This window comes from Nodularia sp. UHCC 0506, from assembly GCF_034931045.1.
Taxonomy (GTDB): domain Bacteria; phylum Cyanobacteriota; class Cyanobacteriia; order Cyanobacteriales; family Nostocaceae; genus Nodularia.
Window position 1 is genome coordinate 41,223 of the sequence record NZ_JAYGHH010000001.1, and the last position, 21,129, is coordinate 62,351.

General features: G+C 38.1%; 22 protein-coding genes and 2 pseudogenes. 12 read left to right on the plus strand and 12 right to left on the minus strand.

Features of this window, described 5'->3' with window-relative positions:
• Positions 1-265, plus strand: a pseudogene (locus VB654_RS00180) (PIG-L family deacetylase); the annotation flags it as partial.
• Between the two features lie 611 nt (positions 266-876).
• Complete coding sequence (gene dnaN, locus VB654_RS00185) at positions 877-2,040, plus strand: DNA polymerase III subunit beta (protein WP_323211599.1); 1,164 nt, start codon at positions 877-879, stop codon at positions 2,038-2,040.
• A 165-nt stretch (positions 2,041-2,205) separates the two neighbouring features.
• Here dnaN and VB654_RS00190 read toward each other — a convergent pair whose 3' ends face one another.
• Both VB654_RS00190 and VB654_RS00195 read right to left on the minus strand, forming a co-directional pair.
• Positions 2,206-4,968 carry a GAF domain-containing protein gene (locus VB654_RS00190; protein WP_323211213.1) on the minus strand — a complete coding sequence of 921 codons (2,763 nt, stop codon included), beginning with the start codon at positions 4,966-4,968 and terminating at the stop codon, positions 2,206-2,208.
• A gap of 256 nt (positions 4,969-5,224) precedes the next feature.
• Positions 5,225-6,412, minus strand: a complete 1,188-nt coding sequence (locus tag VB654_RS00195) for a TRC40/GET3/ArsA family transport-energizing ATPase (protein WP_323211214.1) — start codon at positions 6,410-6,412, stop codon at positions 5,225-5,227.
• Between the two features lie 429 nt (positions 6,413-6,841).
• Between VB654_RS00195 and VB654_RS00200 the strand changes: the two genes are divergently transcribed.
• From VB654_RS00200 to VB654_RS00225, 6 genes are all read left to right on the plus strand, one after another.
• On the plus strand, positions 6,842-7,033 hold the full coding sequence (locus tag VB654_RS00200; protein WP_323211601.1) for a type II toxin-antitoxin system RelE/ParE family toxin: 192 nt from the start codon (positions 6,842-6,844) through the stop codon (positions 7,031-7,033).
• Between the two features lie 10 nt (positions 7,034-7,043).
• Positions 7,044-7,337 (plus strand): HigA family addiction module antitoxin, encoded by a 294-nt coding sequence (locus VB654_RS00205; protein ID WP_323211216.1) that lies wholly within the window; start codon positions 7,044-7,046, stop codon positions 7,335-7,337.
• Positions 7,338-7,523: 186 nt separating this feature from the next.
• Positions 7,524-7,766 (plus strand): hypothetical protein, encoded by a 243-nt coding sequence (locus VB654_RS00210; RefSeq protein WP_239728851.1) that lies wholly within the window; start codon positions 7,524-7,526, stop codon positions 7,764-7,766.
• A gap of 5 nt (positions 7,767-7,771) precedes the next feature.
• Complete coding sequence (locus tag VB654_RS00215; RefSeq protein ID WP_323211217.1) at positions 7,772-8,032, plus strand: type II toxin-antitoxin system RelE/ParE family toxin; 261 nt, start codon at positions 7,772-7,774, stop codon at positions 8,030-8,032.
• A 136-nt stretch (positions 8,033-8,168) separates the two neighbouring features.
• Positions 8,169-8,276, plus strand: a complete 108-nt coding sequence (locus tag VB654_RS00220) for a DUF2281 domain-containing protein (protein ID WP_323211219.1) — start codon at positions 8,169-8,171, stop codon at positions 8,274-8,276.
• Positions 8,277-8,404: 128 nt separating this feature from the next.
• Positions 8,405-8,818, plus strand: a complete 414-nt coding sequence (locus tag VB654_RS00225; protein WP_323211602.1) for a type II toxin-antitoxin system VapC family toxin — start codon at positions 8,405-8,407, stop codon at positions 8,816-8,818.
• Positions 8,819-9,114: 296 nt separating this feature from the next.
• Here the strand turns inward: VB654_RS00225 and VB654_RS00230 are convergent.
• The 10 genes and pseudogenes from VB654_RS00230 to VB654_RS00275 form a co-directional block, all read right to left on the minus strand.
• Positions 9,115-9,333: pseudogene (locus tag VB654_RS00230) on the minus strand (type II toxin-antitoxin system HicA family toxin).
• Complete coding sequence (locus tag VB654_RS00235; protein WP_173403327.1) at positions 9,334-9,552, minus strand: type II toxin-antitoxin system HicB family antitoxin; 219 nt, start codon at positions 9,550-9,552, stop codon at positions 9,334-9,336.
• A 40-nt stretch (positions 9,553-9,592) separates the two neighbouring features.
• A complete protein-coding gene (locus VB654_RS00240) occupies positions 9,593-9,856 on the minus strand; it encodes a type II toxin-antitoxin system ParD family antitoxin (RefSeq protein ID WP_323211220.1) in 264 nt (87 codons plus the stop codon).
• A 90-nt stretch (positions 9,857-9,946) separates the two neighbouring features.
• Positions 9,947-10,348 carry a type II toxin-antitoxin system VapC family toxin gene (locus VB654_RS00245; RefSeq protein ID WP_323211222.1) on the minus strand — a complete coding sequence of 134 codons (402 nt, stop codon included), beginning with the start codon at positions 10,346-10,348 and terminating at the stop codon, positions 9,947-9,949.
• Positions 10,345-10,632, minus strand: a complete 288-nt coding sequence (locus VB654_RS00250) for a hypothetical protein (protein WP_323211223.1) — start codon at positions 10,630-10,632, stop codon at positions 10,345-10,347. The genes VB654_RS00245 and VB654_RS00250 overlap by 4 nt, the downstream gene beginning before the upstream one ends.
• A gap of 229 nt (positions 10,633-10,861) precedes the next feature.
• On the minus strand, positions 10,862-11,416 hold the full coding sequence (locus VB654_RS00255; protein WP_323211224.1) for a hypothetical protein: 555 nt from the start codon (positions 11,414-11,416) through the stop codon (positions 10,862-10,864).
• 249 nt (positions 11,417-11,665) lie between these two features.
• A complete protein-coding gene (locus VB654_RS00260; RefSeq protein WP_323211225.1) occupies positions 11,666-12,079 on the minus strand; it encodes a PIN domain-containing protein in 414 nt (137 codons plus the stop codon).
• The gene (locus tag VB654_RS00265) at positions 12,069-12,305 is read right to left on the minus strand and encodes a hypothetical protein (RefSeq protein ID WP_323211226.1); all 237 of its coding nucleotides are present in this window, start codon (positions 12,303-12,305) and stop codon (positions 12,069-12,071) included. Before VB654_RS00265 ends, VB654_RS00260 begins: the two co-directional genes overlap by 11 nt.
• 268 nt (positions 12,306-12,573) lie before the next feature.
• A complete protein-coding gene (locus VB654_RS00270; protein ID WP_323211228.1) occupies positions 12,574-14,196 on the minus strand; it encodes a DUF4435 domain-containing protein in 1,623 nt (540 codons plus the stop codon).
• Positions 14,197-14,282: 86 nt separating this feature from the next.
• Positions 14,283-16,487: a phosphoketolase gene (locus tag VB654_RS00275; protein ID WP_323211230.1), complete on the minus strand. Its 2,205-nt coding sequence runs from the start codon at positions 16,485-16,487 to the stop codon at positions 14,283-14,285.
• Positions 16,488-16,898: 411 nt separating this feature from the next.
• On the opposite strand from VB654_RS00275, the gene VB654_RS00280 reads away from it, so the two are divergent.
• The 4 genes from VB654_RS00280 (at position 16,899) to VB654_RS00295 (ending at position 21,102) form a co-directional block, all read left to right on the plus strand.
• Entirely contained in the window at positions 16,899-17,666 is a 768-nt protein-coding gene (locus tag VB654_RS00280; RefSeq protein WP_323211232.1) for a DUF2993 domain-containing protein, read from the plus strand.
• Between the two features lie 217 nt (positions 17,667-17,883).
• The gene (crtO, locus tag VB654_RS00285; RefSeq protein WP_323211233.1) at positions 17,884-19,578 is read left to right on the plus strand and encodes a beta-carotene ketolase CrtO; all 1,695 of its coding nucleotides are present in this window, start codon (positions 17,884-17,886) and stop codon (positions 19,576-19,578) included.
• A gap of 631 nt (positions 19,579-20,209) precedes the next feature.
• Positions 20,210-20,905 carry a hypothetical protein gene (locus VB654_RS00290; RefSeq protein WP_323211234.1) on the plus strand — a complete coding sequence of 232 codons (696 nt, stop codon included), beginning with the start codon at positions 20,210-20,212 and terminating at the stop codon, positions 20,903-20,905.
• Positions 20,902-21,102 (plus strand): asparagine synthase-related protein, encoded by a 201-nt coding sequence (locus VB654_RS00295; protein WP_323211603.1) that lies wholly within the window; start codon positions 20,902-20,904, stop codon positions 21,100-21,102. Before VB654_RS00290 ends, VB654_RS00295 begins: the two co-directional genes overlap by 4 nt.
• The last annotated feature ends 27 nt before the right edge of the window (positions 21,103-21,129 follow it).

Sequence of the window (21,129 nt, forward strand, 5' to 3'; positions counted from 1 at the left end):
TAATTTGCTTAAAGAAGCGATTAAAGTATCAGGAATCCATGTCGAACTATTTCAATATCCAGTGTGGTTATTTTGGCAAAATCCACTATTATTAAGGATAAAATTGGCAGATATCACAAATGTGTACCGATTAGACATTAGTTCTGTTCACAACAGAAAAAAACAGGCGATATTTTCCTATCACTCACAACTTCCTCTCTTACCTAGCCTATTTCTCAAGCGGTTATTTTTACCGTATGAGATTTTCTTCTGGAGTTTAGACTAAGCAACAAAAAACGACCCAGCAACGCTGAGTTCAAAAGAAACAAGCTTCCGGCATAAAAATCTACAACCCTAAACGGTTCTGACTGCTTTCTGCGGGGTTTGGTTGTAGTTTTTTTGATTATGGGATAGCGAATTCTACGTTGGGGTGGTTGTCCGGTCTTTCAACCTGGGGACTTTCCCCGAAGTTTGGATGAAAGGGCAAGGAGCAATAGCACTAAGTTAAGCGAAAATTTGTCCGTACATAGGGTAAACTTTTGACATCCGCCCTGCGGTTGCGGTGCTAACTTCTCCCGAAAATCCTCTAGAAAGCAAAAAATTGTTTTCCACAACTATCACTGCCGTAATTGTTGATTAGTTCACAAAGAATATTAAGAAAAGTATAAAAAATGTTTAAAATAAAATTAATCTGTGGAAAAATAATCGTTTTTTGGGGAAAACTTGAGCAAAGTACAATTACCCTGTGGAAAAACAAGGGTAGTTTTCCACAAGTTTTCCACACTTTCCACAATATTAATAAAAGAAATCACCTCGTTTCCAGTAGTGGTGAGTTTACAGATATCATTCAAGATGAACGATGATATTACTAAACCTGCCCGTACTACCCAGTTTCTTATGAAATTAGTTTGCACTCAAAGCGATCTCAGTACCAACCTTTCACTTGTCAGCCGTGCAGTACCATCACGCCCAACTCATCCTGTCCTGGCTAATGTGTTGCTACAAGCAGACGCTGAGACGAATCAAGTTAGTTTAACCGCCTTTGATCTGAGTTTGGGTATCCGTACCAGCTTTGATACAGAGGTATTAGAAGGAGGAGCGATCGCTCTTCCAGCTAAACTACTTGTAGACATTACCTCACGTCTTCAAGAAGGAGAAGTAACTCTAGATGATGAATCAGCCTCAGAATCTGAAACAGCCACTGGGGAAGGTTTAATTGTCACCCTCACACCGAAAAGCGGACATTATCAAGTCCGAGCCATGAGCGCTGAAGAATTTCCCGAACTCCCCATTATTGAAAATGCTGAACCCATTCAACTAACCACAGCCGCATTAATTGAAGGATTACGAGGTTCATTATTTGCTACCAGTGGAGATGAAACCAAGCAAGTGTTGACGGGAGTACATTTAACCGTTAAACAAGACACCCTCGAATTTGCCGCTACCGATGGACATCGCCTAGCAGTGGTGGAAACTACTAATGAGCGTCCCCTGGGTGATAGTGAACAATTAGAGGTGACAGTCCCCGCCAGAGCTTTACGAGAACTACAACGAATGTTGGCTCATAATGCTGCCTCAGATGAAGCGATCGCCTTATATTTAGATCAAGGTCAAGTTGTCTTTGCATGGCAAAATCAACGCTTAACCAGCCGTACCTTAGATGGTCAATATCCCGCGTATCGCCAACTAATTCCCCGTCAATTTGAGCGCCAATTAACAATCGAGCGTAAACAATTAATCAGCACTTTGGAACGCATCGCCGTATTAGCCGACCAGAAGAATAATATTGTTAAAGTTAGTATTAATAGTGCCGCCCAAGAAATCACTTTATCCTGTGAAGCTCAAGATGTCGGTAGCGGTAGAGAGTCAATTCCGGCACAAATATCAGGGGAAGATATAGAAATTGCCTTTAACATTAAATATTTAATGGAAGGATTGAAAGAGTTACCATCTTCAGAAATTCAAATGCACCTCAATCAAGCCCTGACTCCAGTAATTTTTACACCCCTGGGAGGCTTGAAAATGACCTATTTAGCTATGCCAGTACAACTGAGAAATTAATCTTATAGATAGCTGTCTTGATATAGCGTAGAAAACTGCTGGGCGCTCAAAGCGGAAAATCATTTCTCTCTACTCAGCACTCCTGTACGGGCGGGTTCACTAAGGATTTCGATGCACCACAAACTCACTGCTTAAACCCGCCCCTACCCACTTCCTACTCACCACTCAGCAATTTTCTCTATTATGAGAAACAGGAATTTCAATCCAAAATTCTGCTCCTAAATTGGGTTGAGAATTACATTTAAAGATACCGTGATGCTTATCCACCACAATTTGGTAACTAATAGATAATCCCAAACCAGTACCTTTTCCTACTGGTTTAGTGGTAAAAAATGGGTCAAATATTCTTTTTTGCACAGATTCGGGTATACCGCCGCCATTGTCCGTAATGCGAATCACCACACTTTTAACTTTGTTATCAAATTCGCTCATGGCAGTATGGATGGTAATTTGACCAAGATTAACCTGCTCTGATCTAGACTTTTTTTGATTTTCTAAAGCATCAATGGCATTGCTTAAAACATTCATAAATACTTGATTAATTTGTCCGGCATAGCATTCTATTAATGGCAAATCACCATATTGTTTAATTATTTGAATATTGGGAATTTCCGGTACTGCTTTCAAACGATGCTGTAAAATTAGCAAAGTACTATCAATACCTTCGTGAATATTCACAGCTTTCATTTCTGCCTCATCCAGTCGTGAAAAATTTCGTAAAGACATGACAATCTGTCGAATGCGATCAACCCCAATTTTCATAGAAGATAAAGTTTTGGGAAGATCCTGAGTTATAAATCCTAAATCTATCTCTTCCGCCCGATCAATAATTTCTTGACTTGGTTCCGGGAATTGCTGCTGATAGAGTTCTAACATAGCAGCTAAGTCTTCAGCATATTCATTTACATGGGCTAAATTGCCATAAATAAAATTCACTGGGTTATTGATTTCGTGAGCCACACCAGCAACCAATTGACCCAAACTGGACATTTTCTCAGTTTGAATCAGTTGGGTTTGAGTTTGTTGTAAATTTTGCATAGCTTGCATGAGCTGGTCTGCCTGTTCTTGGCTTTGGTTAAGTAATTCAGCTTGTTGGAGTGCTACCCCCAACTGCAAGGCAATTTGAGCAAGAAACTGAATTTCTGAGGATTCCCAGTGGCGGGGCGCATTATTTTGATATGCTGCTAATAAACCCCAAAGTTTTTGCCCAATAAAAATTGGCGCGATCGCATAAGCTTTCGCCTGAAGTTGCTCCAAAAATGTAATATGACATTGAGAATGGCCAACTTGATAAATATCGTCCACTGCCAAGGTTTCATTGTGGCGATAGCGCCCACCTTCAGTTTCTTGTAAATAGGAATCTTGCCAAACTGTATTGACATCCGTAGTTACTAGCTTCATCCATTCTTCACCGACAAACTCAGCGATAAATTCACCACTCCAATCTGAGTGAAAGCGATAGACAGCAACGCGATCTGCTTGTAGAGATTTGCAAATTTCCTGAGTCGTAGTCTGAAAAATTGCTTTTAAATCCAGAGATTCCCGGATTTTGGCGACAACTTCAAACAATATCCGTTGTTGTTCAGATGTCCGTTGCAGTTCCAGAGTCCGCTTTTGTACTTCATGTTCTAAGTTGGCATTAAAAGCTTGTACTTGCTGGTATAGTTCATGTTGTTGAATTGACGATGCAAATAGATTCCCAATGTCTCCAGCTAGTTCAATTTCTGCTTGCGTCCATGTCTGAGCTTGTGACTTTTTAGATTCCCGCCAGATTTCAAAGGATAGCCGGGGATATACCTGTCTTTTGTCCGAGTCAAATTGACCAGCCCATAGGGTTTCTGTGTCTATTTCATTGCGGAAAATACTTAAGTAGCCGACTAGCTGCTGACGATATTCCAGGGGAATCATCAAGATGCTACGAATTTTAGTTGGTTGAAAAGCAACTTGTAAATTTCGTAATTGGGGAATTTTATATATGTCTGAAATCGCCCAAACATCGTATTTCCCAGATTTGTAATATTCCTGCCAGACACTGTACTGTTCCATCAGTGGATATATACCATGTACTGGGATGAGCGGCTGTTCTCCCCAAGTATAAACTTGGACACAATTACTTTCAGGCATTAAGCATTCAATTAAACTAGTCGCCTGGTACTTATGGAGATGAAAAGCTTGATCTTTCATACAAAGCCTACCACCACTGCCATTAAAAGCCGCGACAGCTGCTTCCAAAGCTGGCTGAAATACAATTGTGGGCAGTGAATGCAGTAGAGTAGAAATACGGTTGATAATCCCTTCCCGTTTGGCTTGTTCATGAGCTTGAGTCAAAAGAGTACTTTGAGCGATCGCAATAGACATCTGATCTACTACCATCTGTACAGCTGCTAATTCCTCTTCAGAAATTTCACATGGTTCAGAATTATGAACAACCAATAGCCCCCAAAGTTCATCCTGATAAAAAATAGGTGCGACTACAGAAGACTTCACCCCCATTGCCGTTAGGTATTCCACATGGCAAGGGTCTACAGGACGATAACGGATATCCTCTGCTAAATTTTCGCCATTTTCCAACTCTTCCAAGTGACTTTGACCAATCTGTTGTGTTTCCACATTGACAACACAGCGCACCCTTGATTTAATAAATAATTCACGGGCATAGGGTGGAATGTCATCAGCTGGAAAATTTAGCCCCAGTAATGATGGTAATCGCTTTTCATGAATTGATTCTGCAATCACTTTACCACTGCCATCGGCATGAAATTTGTAAATCATTACTCGGTCAGTTCCTAGCAAAGAACAGACTTCTGCCGTTGTCGTCGTGATGATTTCCTCTAGTTCTAATGTTTGGCGGATACGATTAGTAATGCGGCGCAGTACACTTTCTTGATCGATATTTTCCCGCAAATTTGCTTTAGGAATCTGTGACATTGCTTTTTATTTAAAAAATTTGCAAAAATTAATAATGAGGCAGCCATATATATAGAAATATTCTGTAATTTATTTAATAACTTTGTCCACAGTGTAACTACGGGCAAAATAGTTCCCAGACATTGTATTTTCCAATATAAAACATATAAATAATAAATTAACATATTTAATAGATATTTCATGTCAAAAGTAGAGATTTTTACTCACATTACCTCTACTTTTGACTATTTAACTCTGAATTAGCCTATCCGCAAAATTAAATTTTTACCTGATCAGTAAAGCGAATTTTAAGATAATCTTCCTCCATTTTTGCCCCTCCTGGTTGTAATGCTGCCAAGGCTTGCGGCAAAACTAAATTGCGGCGATGATTGCCAATGGTAATATTTAATTCATCACCATTTTTACTCAGTTGAATTTTGTCTTTAGCAATCCCAGGTAAATAAATCTCCAAACTATATTGCTTGTCCACTTGCACAACTCTAATAGTTGTTTCTTTGTAATATACCTGAGTGGGGTCTTCGTCTTTGTAGAGAGTTTCTTTCAGCCGTTCTAAAGCTGCTAGACCGCACATTTCTTCAGAAAAAAGCGGCACTTCTTTGACAGGTAGAGGCAAAAAGTTATCATGTATTTCCTGGCGATATTGCTGCTGATTTTCCTTCCAACGTTGGAAAAAAGGATCTTGGACTTCCTGGGGAATGATGCGATTAGCAATTACTAAGTCTGTAGCCACGTTATACAAACTTAGATAAGCATGGGCGCGGAGAGATTCTTTAATCACCATTTTTTCGGGATTTGTAACCAAACGCACTGAAGTTTGAGTATTATCAGTTAATACTTTTTCCAGAGCTTCAATTTGCTCATAAAACTCATAGGGTGCATCCATCACCTCCTTATCTGGGAGAGAAAAACCGGCAATTGGTTTAAAGAAAGGTTCCACCAACGGCCGAAGTGCCACTGAGATATTTTGAAATGGCTTGTAAAAACGGCGCATATACCAACCGCCGACTTCAGGTAAACTCAGCAGGCGTAATGCTGTGCCTGTGGGTGCTGAGTCAATAATCAAAACATCAAATTCGCCTTCATCGTAGTGGCGTTTCATCCTGACCAAGCCGAAAATCTCATCCATACCTGGTAAGATGGCTAATTCTTCGGCTTGCACCCCTTCTAAACCCCTAGCTTGTAAAACTTGGGTGATATAGCGCTTCACAGCCCCCCAATTCCCCTCTAATTCTTGCAGTGCATCCAGTTCTGCACCCCACAAATTCGAGCGAATTTCTCGCGGAGCGTGTCCCATTTCTAAGTCAAAACTATCTGCCAAAGAGTGAGCAGGGTCTGTACTCAAAACCAATGTGCGATAGCCTAGTTCTGCACAGCGTAGTCCAGTAGCCGCCGCAACGGAGGTTTTGCCTACGCCGCCTTTACCCGTCATCAAAATTACACGCATGGATGATTACGTCCCGTCTCAGGATTATTTACATTTATTTACATTATCAACTGTTTACAGAAAATAAATGCTGTTCTGAGGATATCCGGATGAGAGCAAAGCAGTGCTGCGGTCATTGGAAAAATTAAGTGTCGATGGTCGGAAAATCCTTGTCCAGACTCCTGACGGTGAAATAAGAGCTTCTAAACTGACATCACAGTGGAACCATTGGAATCGCCAAAATGCAAATAAATTTGCATACATCTGCGGTTAAGAAATTCTTAATGCACTAATTTATGTTCTGACTCTCAGCGAATTACACCTATTAGGCTTTGTGTCCAGAGGTCAAGTTCAGATAAGGATTCTAGGGTTTGGTGAGAAGAAATAGAAGTAAGAAAGCTGTTTGAAGATGATAATAGAAGTGGGGTTAATCCAAATCATGCTGAAGAACTGTTAGATTTGTTAGATAGACTAGATGCTGCATCTGTAGCTGAGGATATGAATTTTCCTGGTTCTAAGTTTCATCAGTTAATAGGAAATAGGAAAGGTGAATATTCAGTTACAGTTTCTGGTAATTGGCGTTTAACTTTTGTTTTTGAAGATGGGGATGCTTACGACGTAAATTACGAGGATTATCATTAGGATTATGAACATGAATAGTAACAGAAAACCTAGACATCCTGGTGCTTTGATTAAATGTCAATATTTAAAACCTTTAAATATAACGGTGACAGAACTTGCTAATATTTTGGGCGTGTCTAGAAAAACGGTTTCGGAAATTGTGAATGAACGTGCAAGTGTAACACCTAATATTGCTTTGCGGTTAGCAAATGCTTTTCAAACTACGCCGGAACTTTGGTTAAATCTTCAGCAGAAGTTTGACCTTTGGTGTCCAAAAAATGAGTCTGAAGAATGGAAAAATATCTCACCTATTGAAATTAGTTAAAATACTTTGACGGACTGTTTTGCAACCTCAGCCACTATTTACACTTGGGTTATTGGTTTGCTTGGTTACGCGATCGCTAACTCAGCCTACATACTATAACTTAATCTATTCAAAAACACTATTTTGTGCTATCGCCTAATAGTTATCTGATAAAATATAAAGATAGATATTAGGATAATCAAAGCGATGTCACAAGCAGGGCTAAATTTATTCATTCCTATGGAGTTACTCATTAACTCCTTAAGTGCGCTAAATCTATCAGAAAAAAAGCTACTTTGGGAGATTCTTGATCAAGCTATTGCTGAAGCTGAAGAAGAAACTTGGGAAGAAGATGAAGCAACTGCAAGAGAGATTCAGTTAGTACGTGATGAATACGCCAATGGTGAATATACTACTTTTGAGCAGTATCTAAGCAATCAGCGTAAATAGATACTATGACGTACCAAATTATTATAACTAAATCTATTCAAAAACAATTAGATAATCTTCCTAATAATCTCAAAGAGCGTGTATATGAAAAAATTTGCCAGCTTGCAGACGAACCTCGTCCTAATGGAGTAGTAAAACTGAAAGTTTATGAAAATGAATATCGAATTAGAATTGGAGACTATCGCTTACGTTATGAAATTCAAGATGAAGAATTAATTCTTTTACTCATTCAATGTAAGCATCGGCGAGAGGTGGATAAAAAATAGGTTTTTATCAATTTACGTGCTGGGTCGCTACCAATTTTGCTACGTGCAACCTCAGCCAGTATTTACACTATTAGCTAATTATAGTGTTATGTGATAAAATTTAAACTATATTTATTTCTCCCAGAGGACAAATAAAATGAGTATTGAAGAAATCATCATAGACAAGGTAAGGATATTACCCCCTGATAGGCAACAAGAGGCGCTGGATTTTGTAGAATTTTTACTAGCGAAAATCCACAAATAAGGGTTATCAAATCAACCCCAAAAATCAGGTATTTCGGCTTTAACTATGGCTCAAGAATACATTGGTTGTGTGGAATCAGCAAATGATTTGTCTACCAATAAAAATTATTTGGATGGTTATGGTTCGTGATGAGGGGATGTGTATTGCTAGATACGGGGCCGTTGGTTGCTGCAATTAATCGCCGTGATAATTTTCATACATGGGTAACAGCACAATGGGCTAATATTGAACCGCCTTTATTAACTTGTGAAGCTATTATTTCAGAAGCTTGCTTCATATTGCAAAATGTTTATAGTGGAAAAGAAGCTGTAATAAATTTGGTCAAGAATGGAGTTATTAAAATACCTTTTAATTTGGATGAAGAAGCTACCGTTATTGGGGAACTTATCAAGACTTATCAATCTGTACCTATGTCTTTAGCGGATGCTTGTTTGGTACGTATGTCTGAAATGTATTTAAATAGTTCTTTATTAACTTTTGATAGTGATTTTCTTGTATATCGACGAAATAAAAATCAAGTTATTCCGATAATGATGCCATAGTAGAGTTCTATTTTTCTGTCATTTCTTATTTACATAATAGCTAAAGACACAAAGGATGTAGTGGCGTGACAAGCTTAAAATAGTGCATTAGGAAAAATCAGAAAATATTGATTTATCTCAATTTTCTCAAAAATCTATTGCAACATTTTAGCCTTGCCATAGCCTTGCCACGCCAGTAGGGTGGGTTAGGCGCAGAGAATAATATGTTCAATGTGAAGATTTTTGTTTGCAACCTAACCCACCATTTTAGGTTAGGTTATTGCTTTGGTGGGTTACGCGATTACCCACTAAAGGTATTACTTATTTCCTAAAAATTCATCTACTGTAATTTCTGCTTGTCTAATTAAACTTCTGAGTAACCCTGGTGCTAGTTCTTTATGATTGGGAACTGATAAAATGGGTTTTTATTCGTGCCAAAGTATGATATGACTTCCGGTTTGATGATCTACAGCATAGCCAAATTTTTCAAAAATTTTGACTGTTTGTTTACCGGAAATATTGGATAAACGTCCCATTTATACTAATACTTCTCCTACAAAAGATTGAGACTCTTTAGGTACATACGGTTTACCATGTTTTTCTAATACGTGAAGATAGCCTTTTATTGCATCTTTGATATTTTCAATTGCTTCATCTAAGGTTTTACCTTGACTGACACAACCAGGAAGTTCTGGTACTTCAGCAACGTAACCTAGATATTCTGAATCATACGTGAATATTACTTGAAATTTCATAGCGTTTTTTTGAGGTCTTTTTTAAGTTCAAACATCACGGCTAAATTGCGCTTTGACGTTTGTTAATTCTTTCACTGACTGTTTGACGGATATCTTCCCAATCTTGAGCAGTCATTTCTGTTGCATTTCCAGAGTTTAATCCTTCTAAGAGGATGGTTTGTAGACGTTCATTTGCTTTCTGTTTTTGGTCTTGTCGCACTAATTCCCGAAAATATTCACTGACGCTGCTGTAAGCACCTTGAGCTACCTGTTCTTCTATATAAGTTCGCATAGTATCAGGTAAGGAAATATTCATACTTTTCATAATGGTTAGTTCGGTGAATCTGCTTTTCTATATTATGGCAGTTTTTGTCATTTTCTGCCATTTTCTCTAACCTACTTCTACAAAAATGTTTTAAGCTGAAATCCAGTTTTCTAATTTCAAGTTAGAAATTCGGCTATAATGACGAGTGTTATTAGTTACTAAAATATAGTTTTTCGTCAGTGCAATACTAGCAATTAGTAAATCAAAATCTGCCACTGGTTGTCCTATTTTGCGAAGTTCAGCTTTTAATTCTCCAAACTGTTTGATAGCCTGATTATCTAAAGCTATAACCTCAACATCTCTAATAAAGTTTTCTGCACGAGTTAAATTTTCTGCTACTCGTTGAGAATTATAAGCACCAAAATATAATTCCGCAACGGTGATGTTGCAAATACAAGTCTGCTCCCATCCTATTTGTTGAATTTTATTTCTGACGGAATTAATGTTTTTAATCCAGTAAATGCAAGTGTCAGTATCTAATAAATAAGTCATAAGCTAATATCGTAGTTAGAAATAGTCCGACTATCATAAATCTCTTTGACTATTTCTTCTGCTGTGCGTTCATCTTCCCAAGCACCATGTGTTTCTAGAAATGTGTCTAGTGGATGTGGCTTTTGTTTTTGGGTAGATGAGAAAGTTTTTTCATTTTCTATGTGTTGATTTTCTGTTTGTGGGTAATGCTTTTTGAGTAACTGAATAAAATCAAGTAGTAAGCTTTGAGCTTCTTCTGGTAAAGTATCAATATCTCTATATATTTCTTCAAATTTTGTTACCATTATTAACTCCTATATTGAGTAAAATTTTCGGTATTATTTTATTATAACTGAGGCGCACCGGATAATCTGGTAAACATGATGATTGACCTTTGCAACCTAAAGACACAAAGGATGTAGGGTGGGTTAGGCGCAGAGAATAATATGTTCAATGTGAAGATTTTTGTTTGCAACCTAACCAAGCATTTTAGCTTAGGTTATTGCTTTGGTGGGTTACGCGATCGCTAACCCATCATAACTGTGTTATCATAACCTCTGAGGTCAGAGATGATAAGAAAACTATCATGTCTTGTATTAATGGGTGTTGTCGTAATATATTAATTTCTTGCTCATTGATATCGCTAAATATTCTCTCGTTTATTGACTGTTGTTTTCCTAAGACTGTCTCTAAAAATTCTTTAGGTTTACTTTGGGCAAATTGCCATTCTAAATTATTAAATTTCCTTTGTGCTATTTTCTCAATTAATGATTTATCTTGTAACAATAAAATTTCTAATTGAGGAACAGCCAAAAATAATTGAAAGGGAGTACCAGAAGATGCTTGATTTAATACATAATTAATTAAATCTTGCTTTTCAAATACTTGAGATTCGTTATCTGTATCTGCATCGATGACAAGAACAACTGGTATTTTTCGAGTCGCTAGAAGTGAAGTAGCTAAAGAACGCGCTCTGTAAGAACTTTCACCTGCTATAAATTGAATATCTTGAATTAGATTTTTTGGCAGTAATTTCTGTAAAATCTCTATATTTGTTTCACTTTCTGCAATCATATATGCTAGTGTCATGAAAAACTCTCCGTTATAATGTCGTAGTTAGGGATACCTTTATGAACACAAACACGATATTTCTTGACTAGGGATTTACAGATAAATTTATATTGTAGTGAATATTCAATTTCTTCTCCTCCCCACAATAGAATAGTTTGAGGAGCAACAAACCCTGTTAAAGTTACGGTGGCTTATGTAAATCCAGTGCGACTAAACACGCTACCAATAGCTATTGCTGGTCTTCGTAGTAGTTGAATCAAAATTCAATTAAACCAATGGATTGATAATTCTTACTTTATTTTCTATTAGCTGATTATGTTGCATATCTTCTGAGTAGATGATGGAACATTCATTTATTAAAGCTGTAGCTATAATCAGACTATCCCAATAAGAATAATGATATTTTGCATTAATTTCTAATGCTTGTATAACCTCTGTTGTGTTAATTGGCTGAATCAAAAAAGTGTTAACTATATCTGATATTATTGTTATAGCATCTGCTTTTGATGTGAATTTTTTTCTGGTTAAAACATGAAATAATTCACCCAAAATCTGAGTGCTAACTAGAAGCAATGAAGAATTATTTTTTAAGATTTCTGCAACTTGCTGGGATTTTTTGGGCGGATTTTTTGCATAAAGATAAATCCAGAGATTGGTATCGAGAAAAATTTTATCTGTCATATATTTCTTCTCGATTAAATTTATAGTCTGGGGGAAGTGGGAAGGAGTAGTTATTAACTCGCTGTAGAAATTGCTGTATTTTTGATTCTTCAGAATCTATTGCTTGAGTAGATTCACTAGGTTCGAGAATCATAATTTGTATGGTTTTACCTTCTAATTCGGAACTTAGCTTTTCACTCAAAACAAGTTCGCCGTTTGTACAGGTTGCTTGGATGATTTGCAGCATTATGACTAACCTTAAGTTTTAAATTGAGTAAAATTTTCGGTATTATTTTATTATAACTGAGGCGCACCGGATAATCTGGTAAACATGATGATTGACCTTTGCAACCTAAAGACACAAAGGATGTAGGGTGGGTTAGGCGCAGAGAATAATATGTTCAATGTGAAGATTTTTGTTTGCAACCTAACCCACCATTTTAGGTTAGGTTATTGCTTTGGTGGGTTACGCGATCGCTAACCCACCCTACTGGCTGTTCAAGTTTAGCTACTTGTTAGTCCATGTGCATAGAAAACTCACCAAAGTATGTTTTCAACCGAGTTTTAATTTCATTTTGGTCACTACCTTTAGCCAGCCTAACAACATACCCAGGAAGTTCACCATCTTTGAGACCAAAGCACCCACTTATTCGTTGAGCCAAAGATTTACGATTATAATACTTTAGTAAATCGTTGTAATCCTTCATCTCGATTATTTTTTCAAAAAGTCTCTTGCTAGAGTTATAAATGCTAGATACATTAATATGTTCAATAAGTTTATTCAAAGCTTCTTGAAGTTTTATCTCACCTTTGGATTTGTCGTCAAATAGATTTAATTTGAATTTTATTTCTCTAGCAGTTCTTAGTGATATTTGCGTTTCTAATTCTAATTTAAGTTCTTTGAACACAAAAGCAGAAACTTTTTTAAAATCATCGTCAGGATTTCTGGCAAGTTTCTGGCTAACAAGTTCTAAAATTTCAGGAGTCAAAAACAGGTTTTCTACTTCAGCGACTTCTAGAACGTAAATTCCATCGTTCAAAAGTTCTTCAATTTCTTTTTCAACTCTTCGGTCTCTATCAATAATTCCATAAATATCCAAATGATGGAATTGATTACTAGCTTTAAGAGCCTTAACAGATTGGATAACTTGTGTACAACTACCCTTTGGAATTACCAGAAAGTTACTGAGTAATGATCTGTAAAGGCTTACATCAAAACTGCCATTTTGTCCTTCCACAAAAACAACATTCTTCCTACTACCAAGGATTTGGAGAAGCAACTCTTCTGGTAAACCATCTACCTTTTCAATCCGTTGCCAATCCCAATTATTACCATCATACGACTTCAGCCATATTTTTTCCGCACTTTCTTGTGCTGCGGCAAAATCAAGGTCATGAGTAAGATATACAAAAAGACAATCTGGGCGTAATTTTTCAATATCAGACCACAAAGGAGCTTGAATAGATTTGTGTAAATGAAGCTCTGGCTCGTCAATAACAATTATACCATTTTCAGGTGCTGCTAGACATTGGCCAATTAGGTAGAATATAACCCTTTCTCCATCACTCATTTCAGAAGAGTTATACCTGTTTTCAGAAGAGTCTCGAATTTGAGTTTTTATTACTAAACCACTAATAATTAATTCTCGATGGGGAAGAATTTTCTCCCACACCTCTTTTACCTGATCAAGTTTAGTTGTGAGCGGTTCTATACGTTCTTCACTTGCTTTTGCTGCGTTACAGTATTCTGCATTCTTCTCCGTTTGTTCAGAAAAAAGATAACCCATCAATTTGTCAAAATCGTTCAGTAACGAAATAGCTGGTTTGTTCTGCCATCGCTGACTCAGTTTATAATATTCGTAATTTTCACTAACATCATCATCATTAAGATCCGCATATCCACACAGCAAAACTTTCTTTGCTTGATTGATAGATGTAGCTATTGTTGTGTCTGGCATTGATAATGACTTTTGTGCTGAAATACGATGTACCCTTTTTGGATACTCTGAATCAATCCAAACGCCTAATCTAGTTTTTCCTGAGCCATTAGCACCGATAAACAACAAACTACTATTAGTTGATAACTCTTTTTTTTCACCTGTTATTGTAGGTAACTTTAATTGAAATTTAAATTCCATAATTGAATAGTTCAAAATTATGTAATAACTATTTATTAGTTTATTATAAGCCCCACCCAAGTGTAAACCTAGATGGGGTATCAATATTAATGCACTAACTCAATAGCGCGCTTAGTCAACGCCTCAGCAGTCAAGCCATTAAACGCCATCAACTCACCAGCACTGGCGGTAGTTTCCCCACGCTTCCAGGCGAAAGTATCACGCTTGCAATTACTGCGTAACATAATTGGTTCCAGCATCGCCGCAGCACCACCAGTTACACCAATTAAGGCACTTCCATCAAATAATTCGGCAAATTTGGCATCATCCATAAAATTGCCATCGGCTTCTGAACAAGTTTCCCAAGCAGTATCTTCAGGACGATACAAACGGCGAGGATTGATAATAGAAATAATCTTCACTCCAATACCTTCAGTTTCTAAGAAAGCCGCCGCTTCAAATACAGGAATTAATGTCATATCGCCAATGACTGCAAACACAACTTGTTTATCTCCTGGCACTTCTTGTAATAAGATTGCACCATCTTCTAAACCTTGCCGAGTTTGTGCTAAAGTTGTGCGAATTGGTAACGGTGACTTACTGGCTGTAATCACAATTCCCTTATTCTTTGTTTGCAAAGCCCAGTCATAACAGCCTTGGATACTGTTAGCATCAGGGGGAAATAATGGAAAGACGTTTCCATTCCGCATCAGTGAGGCAAAGTAAGCTTCAATTTCCGGGCGTTGGTGTGTCCAACCGTTGCGCCCTTGCTCTAATGCTCCGGCTGTAAATAATGTTATGCTAGACGGTGTTTGACGGCGCAATTCTGCCATTGCTTGGATGACTGTTTGCCAAATTGGTACACCGTTGATGGCAAAAGATTCATAAGAACACCATAATGTTCTCGCACCCATTAAGGCTAAACCAGCCGCTAAACCTGCACAAGCATCTTCACTTAATGGTTCATAAACTTGTCCGTTTGGTGCTTGATGATAGGTTTCATCGGTGGTGGGGTGAATGATTTTTAATGCTTCATTAATGTTACCAATTCCTGATGCGGCGTTACCGTCGGCGTTGGTGACTAAGAAGTTACTATCTTTTTTACCCACATATCCCACTAATTTACCCATTACGGTTGTGGCAACTTTGGGATCTCCACCTACTGGATATTCTTCTAACGGTAATTGTCCTAAATCTGCTAAAGGTAATTCAAATTCTGTGACTACTGTTTTGGCTGCGGGACCTCCTCCGGCGCGTTCTGCATTTGTGCGGACTAATTCCCAAGCTTCTACTGATAAAGCACGGGTTTTTAATGCACTGATAATGTGCGGCGCATCTAGGGTATCTTTAGGATAAAGGTTGTGAGATTGGGAACCCAGGGCGTGAACTCCTGCGCCTTTGAGTTGTTTAATGATGAATACCGTTAACTGTCCATTCATCGCAGAATGGGCGGCTTTATCCATACCTAAAAGTACGGCTTTGGTGAAGGCTAGGCGCTGCTCGAAGGAAAAGACGGTACTATCTACATAATCCCCTGGTTGGTTTTGGTCGTCAAAGTCTTTCGCATCGACTAATACGACTTCCGCAAAACCGTTTCCTTGCCAGTAGGCTTTCATTTCGGCGTTGGTTTTGAGGGAAACCATACTATGATGTTCTTGGCTGTAACCATTCCACACCATGACAGGTAAGAAGTTGGTGACGCTGGGATAAGCTGTGTTAAAGTGTGCCATTGAACTCACAATATAAGGCTCACCCAATCCACCATCACCCACAGTAAAGGGGAATAATTTATCTTGATGCAGCAGTGCGGCGGACATAGCAAAGTGTTGTCCTTGTCCTAGAGGTCCAGCCGGTGCGAGAATACCAGGGATGAAACCGGAAAGGTGTCCTAATAGTCCGTGCTTTTCTCGGAAGCGATCGCGCAATTGCTGTACTGTAGAGATGCCCATGTCTTCCAAGGAACGATCCAAAAACATGGCACTATAGAATCCAGGGGCGTGGTGTCCCACTTCGGTGATAATATTCTTATGACCCAGCATCACTAGGGCTGCATAAGCTTCGGCTTGACTGGCAAAACCGCCAGGGTGTCCAGATGCCTTACTAGCTGTAACTTGCAATGTTAGATAGCGGAGAGCATCAGCAGCAAGTAAAGTTTGATAGACAGCTGCGGGATCTGTAGGGTCTGCGATCGCCTTCTTGCCTGACTCTATAGCTGGCATTATACCATATTTTTCAAAATTTGGTAACGCCGCACCAAAATATTGAATCCCTTCACAAAAATTAGGTAGCGATGAAGATGATTTTGATGTCATACTGAGTACCTTATAAACAGAGAACAATTGATGAATTTAACAAGAATTTTACATCTTTGAGGTAATCAGAACTTATTGCATTTTCACAAGATCAGGATAAGGACTTTAAATCGTTGGCTGACAAATACTGAATTGTTTAAGTAGTATTACTGTTCTAAATACCATCAGCTTTATACTAACAATCTCAGAAATTTAATTTTTACCAAATTGGAATGCTCTCCAATGCACAAAATTTTTATCAAATCGTGCAGCCAAAAATAGCCATAAATTTACAGTGCAAGTCCTTGGTTGAAAATGATCGTTTATAGTCTTCTGAGATACTCATATTTGCATATATCTTGCTATAGATACGTTCTTGACTGTCCAGAGTTTAAAGTAACCAGTATATAGAACTGAGGAACGCCAAATTTCATGTCAGAGAACCAACGCTTAGAAGAACAGTTTGTATCACAGGAAGCAAAACGAAGAGTATCGGAAAAACTAGATACAGCTGAACAAATTGATGTAGATGTACAAACTGATGTCTTCAAAATTGTTCAGGGACAAGCCGAGAAGGTTTCAGTTGCGGGTCAGGGATTGGTAATACAAAAAAATATCCGGGTGCAGGAAATCAAACTGCAAACAGATAATATTGCCATTAATCCTTTAAGTGCTATTTTCGGTCAAATTGAACTAAATGAACCAGTAAATGCAATTGCGCGTATTATATTAACAAAAACAGATATCAACCTGGCTTTAACTTCTGAGCTAATTCGTAATTTAATAGCAAACTTTCCTTTAAATGTAAATGGCGAAATTGTCACTTTTAAGCCCCAACATACTGATATATTTTTACCTGGAGATGGCAAAATCGGTTTCAATGCCACAGGGCTATTCAAATCAGAGAAAAATACTCGTTTCTTAGGTGTGACGCTGACTTTTCGCCCCCGGACTAATTCTCATCCCATTTTATTGGAAAGTGTCACCTGTACTGAAGGAGAAGGAATTTCTGTAGAATTAATTTTAGCATTCATGCAGAAAATAAAAGAACTAGCAAATAAACCGTTTCTGATGTGGGAAGATATAGCATTTCGGATTATAAATCTGGAAATTGGACAGGATAGTATAATATTCATGCTTGAAGCTAATGTGAAGCAAATTTCCGCATCACAAATTGAGTTTATTAACCAGCTTCATTAGTCATAATATATTTTCTCATCTCAGCAGATACACATTTATTTATGTAATAAGCCCCCAAGGAATTTGCGATCTGTGATACCCACCAGGGCTATAGAATGCCAAATTAGAGAGGATACTAATTAAATGCAGGTTTATAGAGAATTGATACATAAAATTAGAATTTTCTTTCAGTAGCATTTATAATAATAGTTTATTACTATATTCGCAAGTTGCAAATATGCAAGAGTATGACGTTGTTATTATTGGCGCAGGACATAATGGGCTAGTTTGTGCTGCGTATTTACTAAAAGCTGGCTATAGTGTCCTGCTACTAGAAAAGCGTGCGGTTCCAGGTGGTGCAGCCACAACAGAAGAATGCTTACCCAAAGAAGCCCCTGGATTTAAATTTAATTTGTGTGCAATTGACCACGAATTTATTCATTTGGGACCAATTGTGAAAGAGTTAGAATTAGAAAAATATGGTTTAGAATATTTAGATTGTGACCCAGTTGTTTTTTGTCCCCATCCTGATGGAAAATATTTTTTAGCTCACAAATCAGTGGAAAAGACTTGTGCAGAAATCGCCCGTTACAATGAACGCGATGCTAAAAAATATGCCGAATTTATAGATTACTGGCAAAGGGCAATTAGTGCAATGGTTCCTATGTTTAACGCCCCACCAAAATCATTTATAGATATTTTTGGTAACTACAATGTGCAGAAATTCAAAGATTTATTTTCGGTAGTTGGTTCCCCAGCCAAAAGCTTGGATTTTATTCGCACGATGCTAAATAGTGCTGAGGATATTCTTGAGGAATGGTTTGATGAGGAATTCTTAAAAGCCCCACTTTCTCGGCTATCTTCAGAACTCGGTGCGCCACCTTCACAAAAAAACCTGGCTATTGGTGTGATGATGATGGCTATGCGTCACAACCCCGGTATGACTAGACCTCGTGGGGGAACTGGGGCGTTAGTCCAAGCATTAGTTAAATTAGTTACTATTAAAGGTGGGACGATTTTAACAGACCAACAGGTAGAAAAAGTATTAATTGATCACGGTAAAGCTGTTGGTGTCAGAGTTGCGGGTGGTGAAGAATATCGTGCTAAATATGGGGTTATTTCCAATATTGATGCTAAACGGCTATTTTTACAACTATTAGACACCAGTGAAGTAGATGATGCTGATCCTGATTTACGAGAAAGGTTAGAACGTCGCATCATTAATAATAACGAAACTATCCTAAAAATAGACTTGGCTTTAGACGAACCTCTGCATTTTCCCCACCACGACCATAAAGATGAGTATCTCATTGGATCTATTTTAATTGCAGATTCAATGGCTCATGTTGAACAGGCTCATAGTAAATGTACCATAGGAGAGATTCCCGATGCTAACCCTTCCATGTATGCGGTGATGCCTAGCGCCCTTGACCCCACATTAGCACCACCAGGTAAACATACTTTATGGATTGAATTTTTTGCGCCTTATCAAATAGCAGGTGCTGAAGGTACTGGTTTAAAAGGTACTGGTTGGACAGATGAACTGAAAAACCAAGTTGCAGATAGAGTAATTGATAAGTTAGCTACTTATGCCCCAAATGTGAAAGCAGCAACTATTGCCCGTCGTGTAGAAAGTCCAGCCGAATTAGGCGAAAGGTTAGGTGCTTACAAAGGGAATTACTATCATATTGATATGACTTTAGATCAAATGGTGTTTTTCCGTCCTTTACCAGAATTAGCTAACTACAAAACACCAATTGGAAACCTCTTTTTAACTGGTGCAGGAACTCATCCAGGTGGGTCAATTTCGGGAATGCCGGGACGTAATTGTGCGCGGGTATTTTTGCAAACAAAACATCCTTTGGCTCAAACTTTTAGGGATGCTAGGGATTCATTTAAATCCACTGTAGGCTCGGTATTTGGAATTAGTTAATAATTACCAAAACTTAAATTCCTGCACATTTGATTTGAGTAGGTACAGGGAGGGCATTTTTGCCCACCCCATCAGGTTTAATATCGTATCCGGTGCAAGGCTGATCATTAAGACCGCAGGGGAGTAAGGGGAAAGAAAATTTTGCAGTTTTTGCACAGATGTACAGAATGATAACTAAAATTAGGCGGACAAGATATTAAACCTTGTCCATCACGAAAAGTGGAGTTTTTGTCATTGCGACGTAAGGAAGCAATCTCACCATCTTGACTAAAAACTACAGTTCTCAAAGTAGACAAGGTTTATGTCTTTCATTAACATGATGTAACATAAATATATTTTATATGTGCCATATTAAATAAATCTTGTATCAATCTTAAAAAAACCTGAAAAGCCTAATTATTACGCGCAATATCCAAATTTTTATCCCAAATTGCCAGAAACTTATTTAGTGAGAGGAAGGCAAAATGTAATTGTTGTTACAATTTGTTATATACTGAATAAATCTGATAGATAAAATGCTCATTATCGAGGGTTAAATCTATTGGATCTGGTTGGCCAGAGGTAATTAAACAACCACAAATTTCTCAACAAATTTTTGTAGCACAACCAGGTTTAATCATAGGGACTAATTATGTGTGGCATTCTTGGCGTTTTCGGCGCAAGCGTAACAAATAGCAATGATTTCCAAGAAATGTTATCAACTTTGGCTCATCGAGGGCCTGATGATATTGGGGTAATTGCACAGGATAACTTTGTCTTGGGACACCAGCGTTTATCTATAGTGGATGTGGAAGGTGGTCATCAGCCTTTGTCTGCTGCTGGGCAAAAACTTTATGGCATTTGTAACGGCGAGATTTATAATTTTCGGGAATTAAGAGCAGGTCTGAGTGAGAATTATGACTTTCAGTCGCACGTTGATAGTGAAATTCTACTGCCATTGTACCAAAAGTTAGGTTCTCAACTAACCAGTAGTTTGGATGGAATGTTTAGTTTTGTGATCAGTGATGACCAAGAATTTTTGGCAGCGCGCGATCGCATTGGCATTAAACCCCTGTACTATGGCACTACTGGAGATAATATTTTCTTTTCTTCAGAAATCAAAGCCCTGGTAGAACATTCCGACGAAATCAAAGAGTTTCCCAGTGGGCATTATTATCACTCTACCCAAGGCATACAGCCTTACTACCAACTTCCAGAAGCACAGACTTTCATCACAAACTTAGATACTATCCTAGAAAAAATTCGGCAGACATTATCTCAAAGTGTGCAGAAGCGGCTCATGTCTGATGTACCTGCTCTGTCGGACTACCCAACTCACCTGACCTGAAAGCGGCTCGTTTAGTTGCGGAACACTTGGGGACTATTCATCATGAATACGTCTACACAGAAGCCGAGATGTCAGCAGTTCTCCCCGATGTCATTTATTATCTGGAGTCCTTTGACCCCGCCTTAGTTCGTAGCGCCATTCCCTGTTATATCGTCTCTCAGTTAGCCAGTCAGTACGTGAAGGTGATCCTTTCCTGAGAAGGTGCGGATGAACTGTTTGCTGGC

Coding starts and splice junctions, on each gene's coding strand:
- dnaN (WP_323211599.1), top strand. CDS start 877: ATGAAATTAGTTTGCACTCAAAGCGATCTCAGTACCAACCTTTCACTT.
- VB654_RS00190 (WP_323211213.1), bottom strand. CDS start 4,968: ATGTCACAGATTCCTAAAGCAAATTTGCGGGAAAATATCGATCAAGAA.
- VB654_RS00195 (WP_323211214.1), bottom strand. CDS start 6,412: ATGCGTGTAATTTTGATGACGGGTAAAGGCGGCGTAGGCAAAACCTCC.
- VB654_RS00205 (WP_323211216.1), top strand. CDS start 7,044: ATGAATAGTAACAGAAAACCTAGACATCCTGGTGCTTTGATTAAATGT.
- VB654_RS00210 (WP_239728851.1), top strand. CDS start 7,524: ATGTCACAAGCAGGGCTAAATTTATTCATTCCTATGGAGTTACTCATT.
- VB654_RS00215 (WP_323211217.1), top strand. CDS start 7,772: ATGACGTACCAAATTATTATAACTAAATCTATTCAAAAACAATTAGAT.
- VB654_RS00220 (WP_323211219.1), top strand. CDS start 8,169: ATGAGTATTGAAGAAATCATCATAGACAAGGTAAGGATATTACCCCCT.
- VB654_RS00225 (WP_323211602.1), top strand. CDS start 8,405: ATGAGGGGATGTGTATTGCTAGATACGGGGCCGTTGGTTGCTGCAATT.
- VB654_RS00235 (WP_173403327.1), bottom strand. CDS start 9,552: ATGAAATTTCAAGTAATATTCACGTATGATTCAGAATATCTAGGTTAC.
- VB654_RS00240 (WP_323211220.1), bottom strand. CDS start 9,856: ATGAAAAGTATGAATATTTCCTTACCTGATACTATGCGAACTTATATA.
- VB654_RS00245 (WP_323211222.1), bottom strand. CDS start 10,348: ATGACTTATTTATTAGATACTGACACTTGCATTTACTGGATTAAAAAC.
- VB654_RS00250 (WP_323211223.1), bottom strand. CDS start 10,632: ATGGTAACAAAATTTGAAGAAATATATAGAGATATTGATACTTTACCA.
- VB654_RS00255 (WP_323211224.1), bottom strand. CDS start 11,416: ATGACACTAGCATATATGATTGCAGAAAGTGAAACAAATATAGAGATT.
- VB654_RS00260 (WP_323211225.1), bottom strand. CDS start 12,079: ATGACAGATAAAATTTTTCTCGATACCAATCTCTGGATTTATCTTTAT.
- VB654_RS00265 (WP_323211226.1), bottom strand. CDS start 12,305: ATGCTGCAAATCATCCAAGCAACCTGTACAAACGGCGAACTTGTTTTG.
- VB654_RS00270 (WP_323211228.1), bottom strand. CDS start 14,196: ATGGAATTTAAATTTCAATTAAAGTTACCTACAATAACAGGTGAAAAA.
- VB654_RS00275 (WP_323211230.1), bottom strand. CDS start 16,487: ATGACATCAAAATCATCTTCATCGCTACCTAATTTTTGTGAAGGGATT.
- VB654_RS00280 (WP_323211232.1), top strand. CDS start 16,899: ATGTCAGAGAACCAACGCTTAGAAGAACAGTTTGTATCACAGGAAGCA.
- crtO (WP_323211233.1), top strand. CDS start 17,884: ATGCAAGAGTATGACGTTGTTATTATTGGCGCAGGACATAATGGGCTA.
- VB654_RS00290 (WP_323211234.1), top strand. CDS start 20,210: ATGTGTGGCATTCTTGGCGTTTTCGGCGCAAGCGTAACAAATAGCAAT.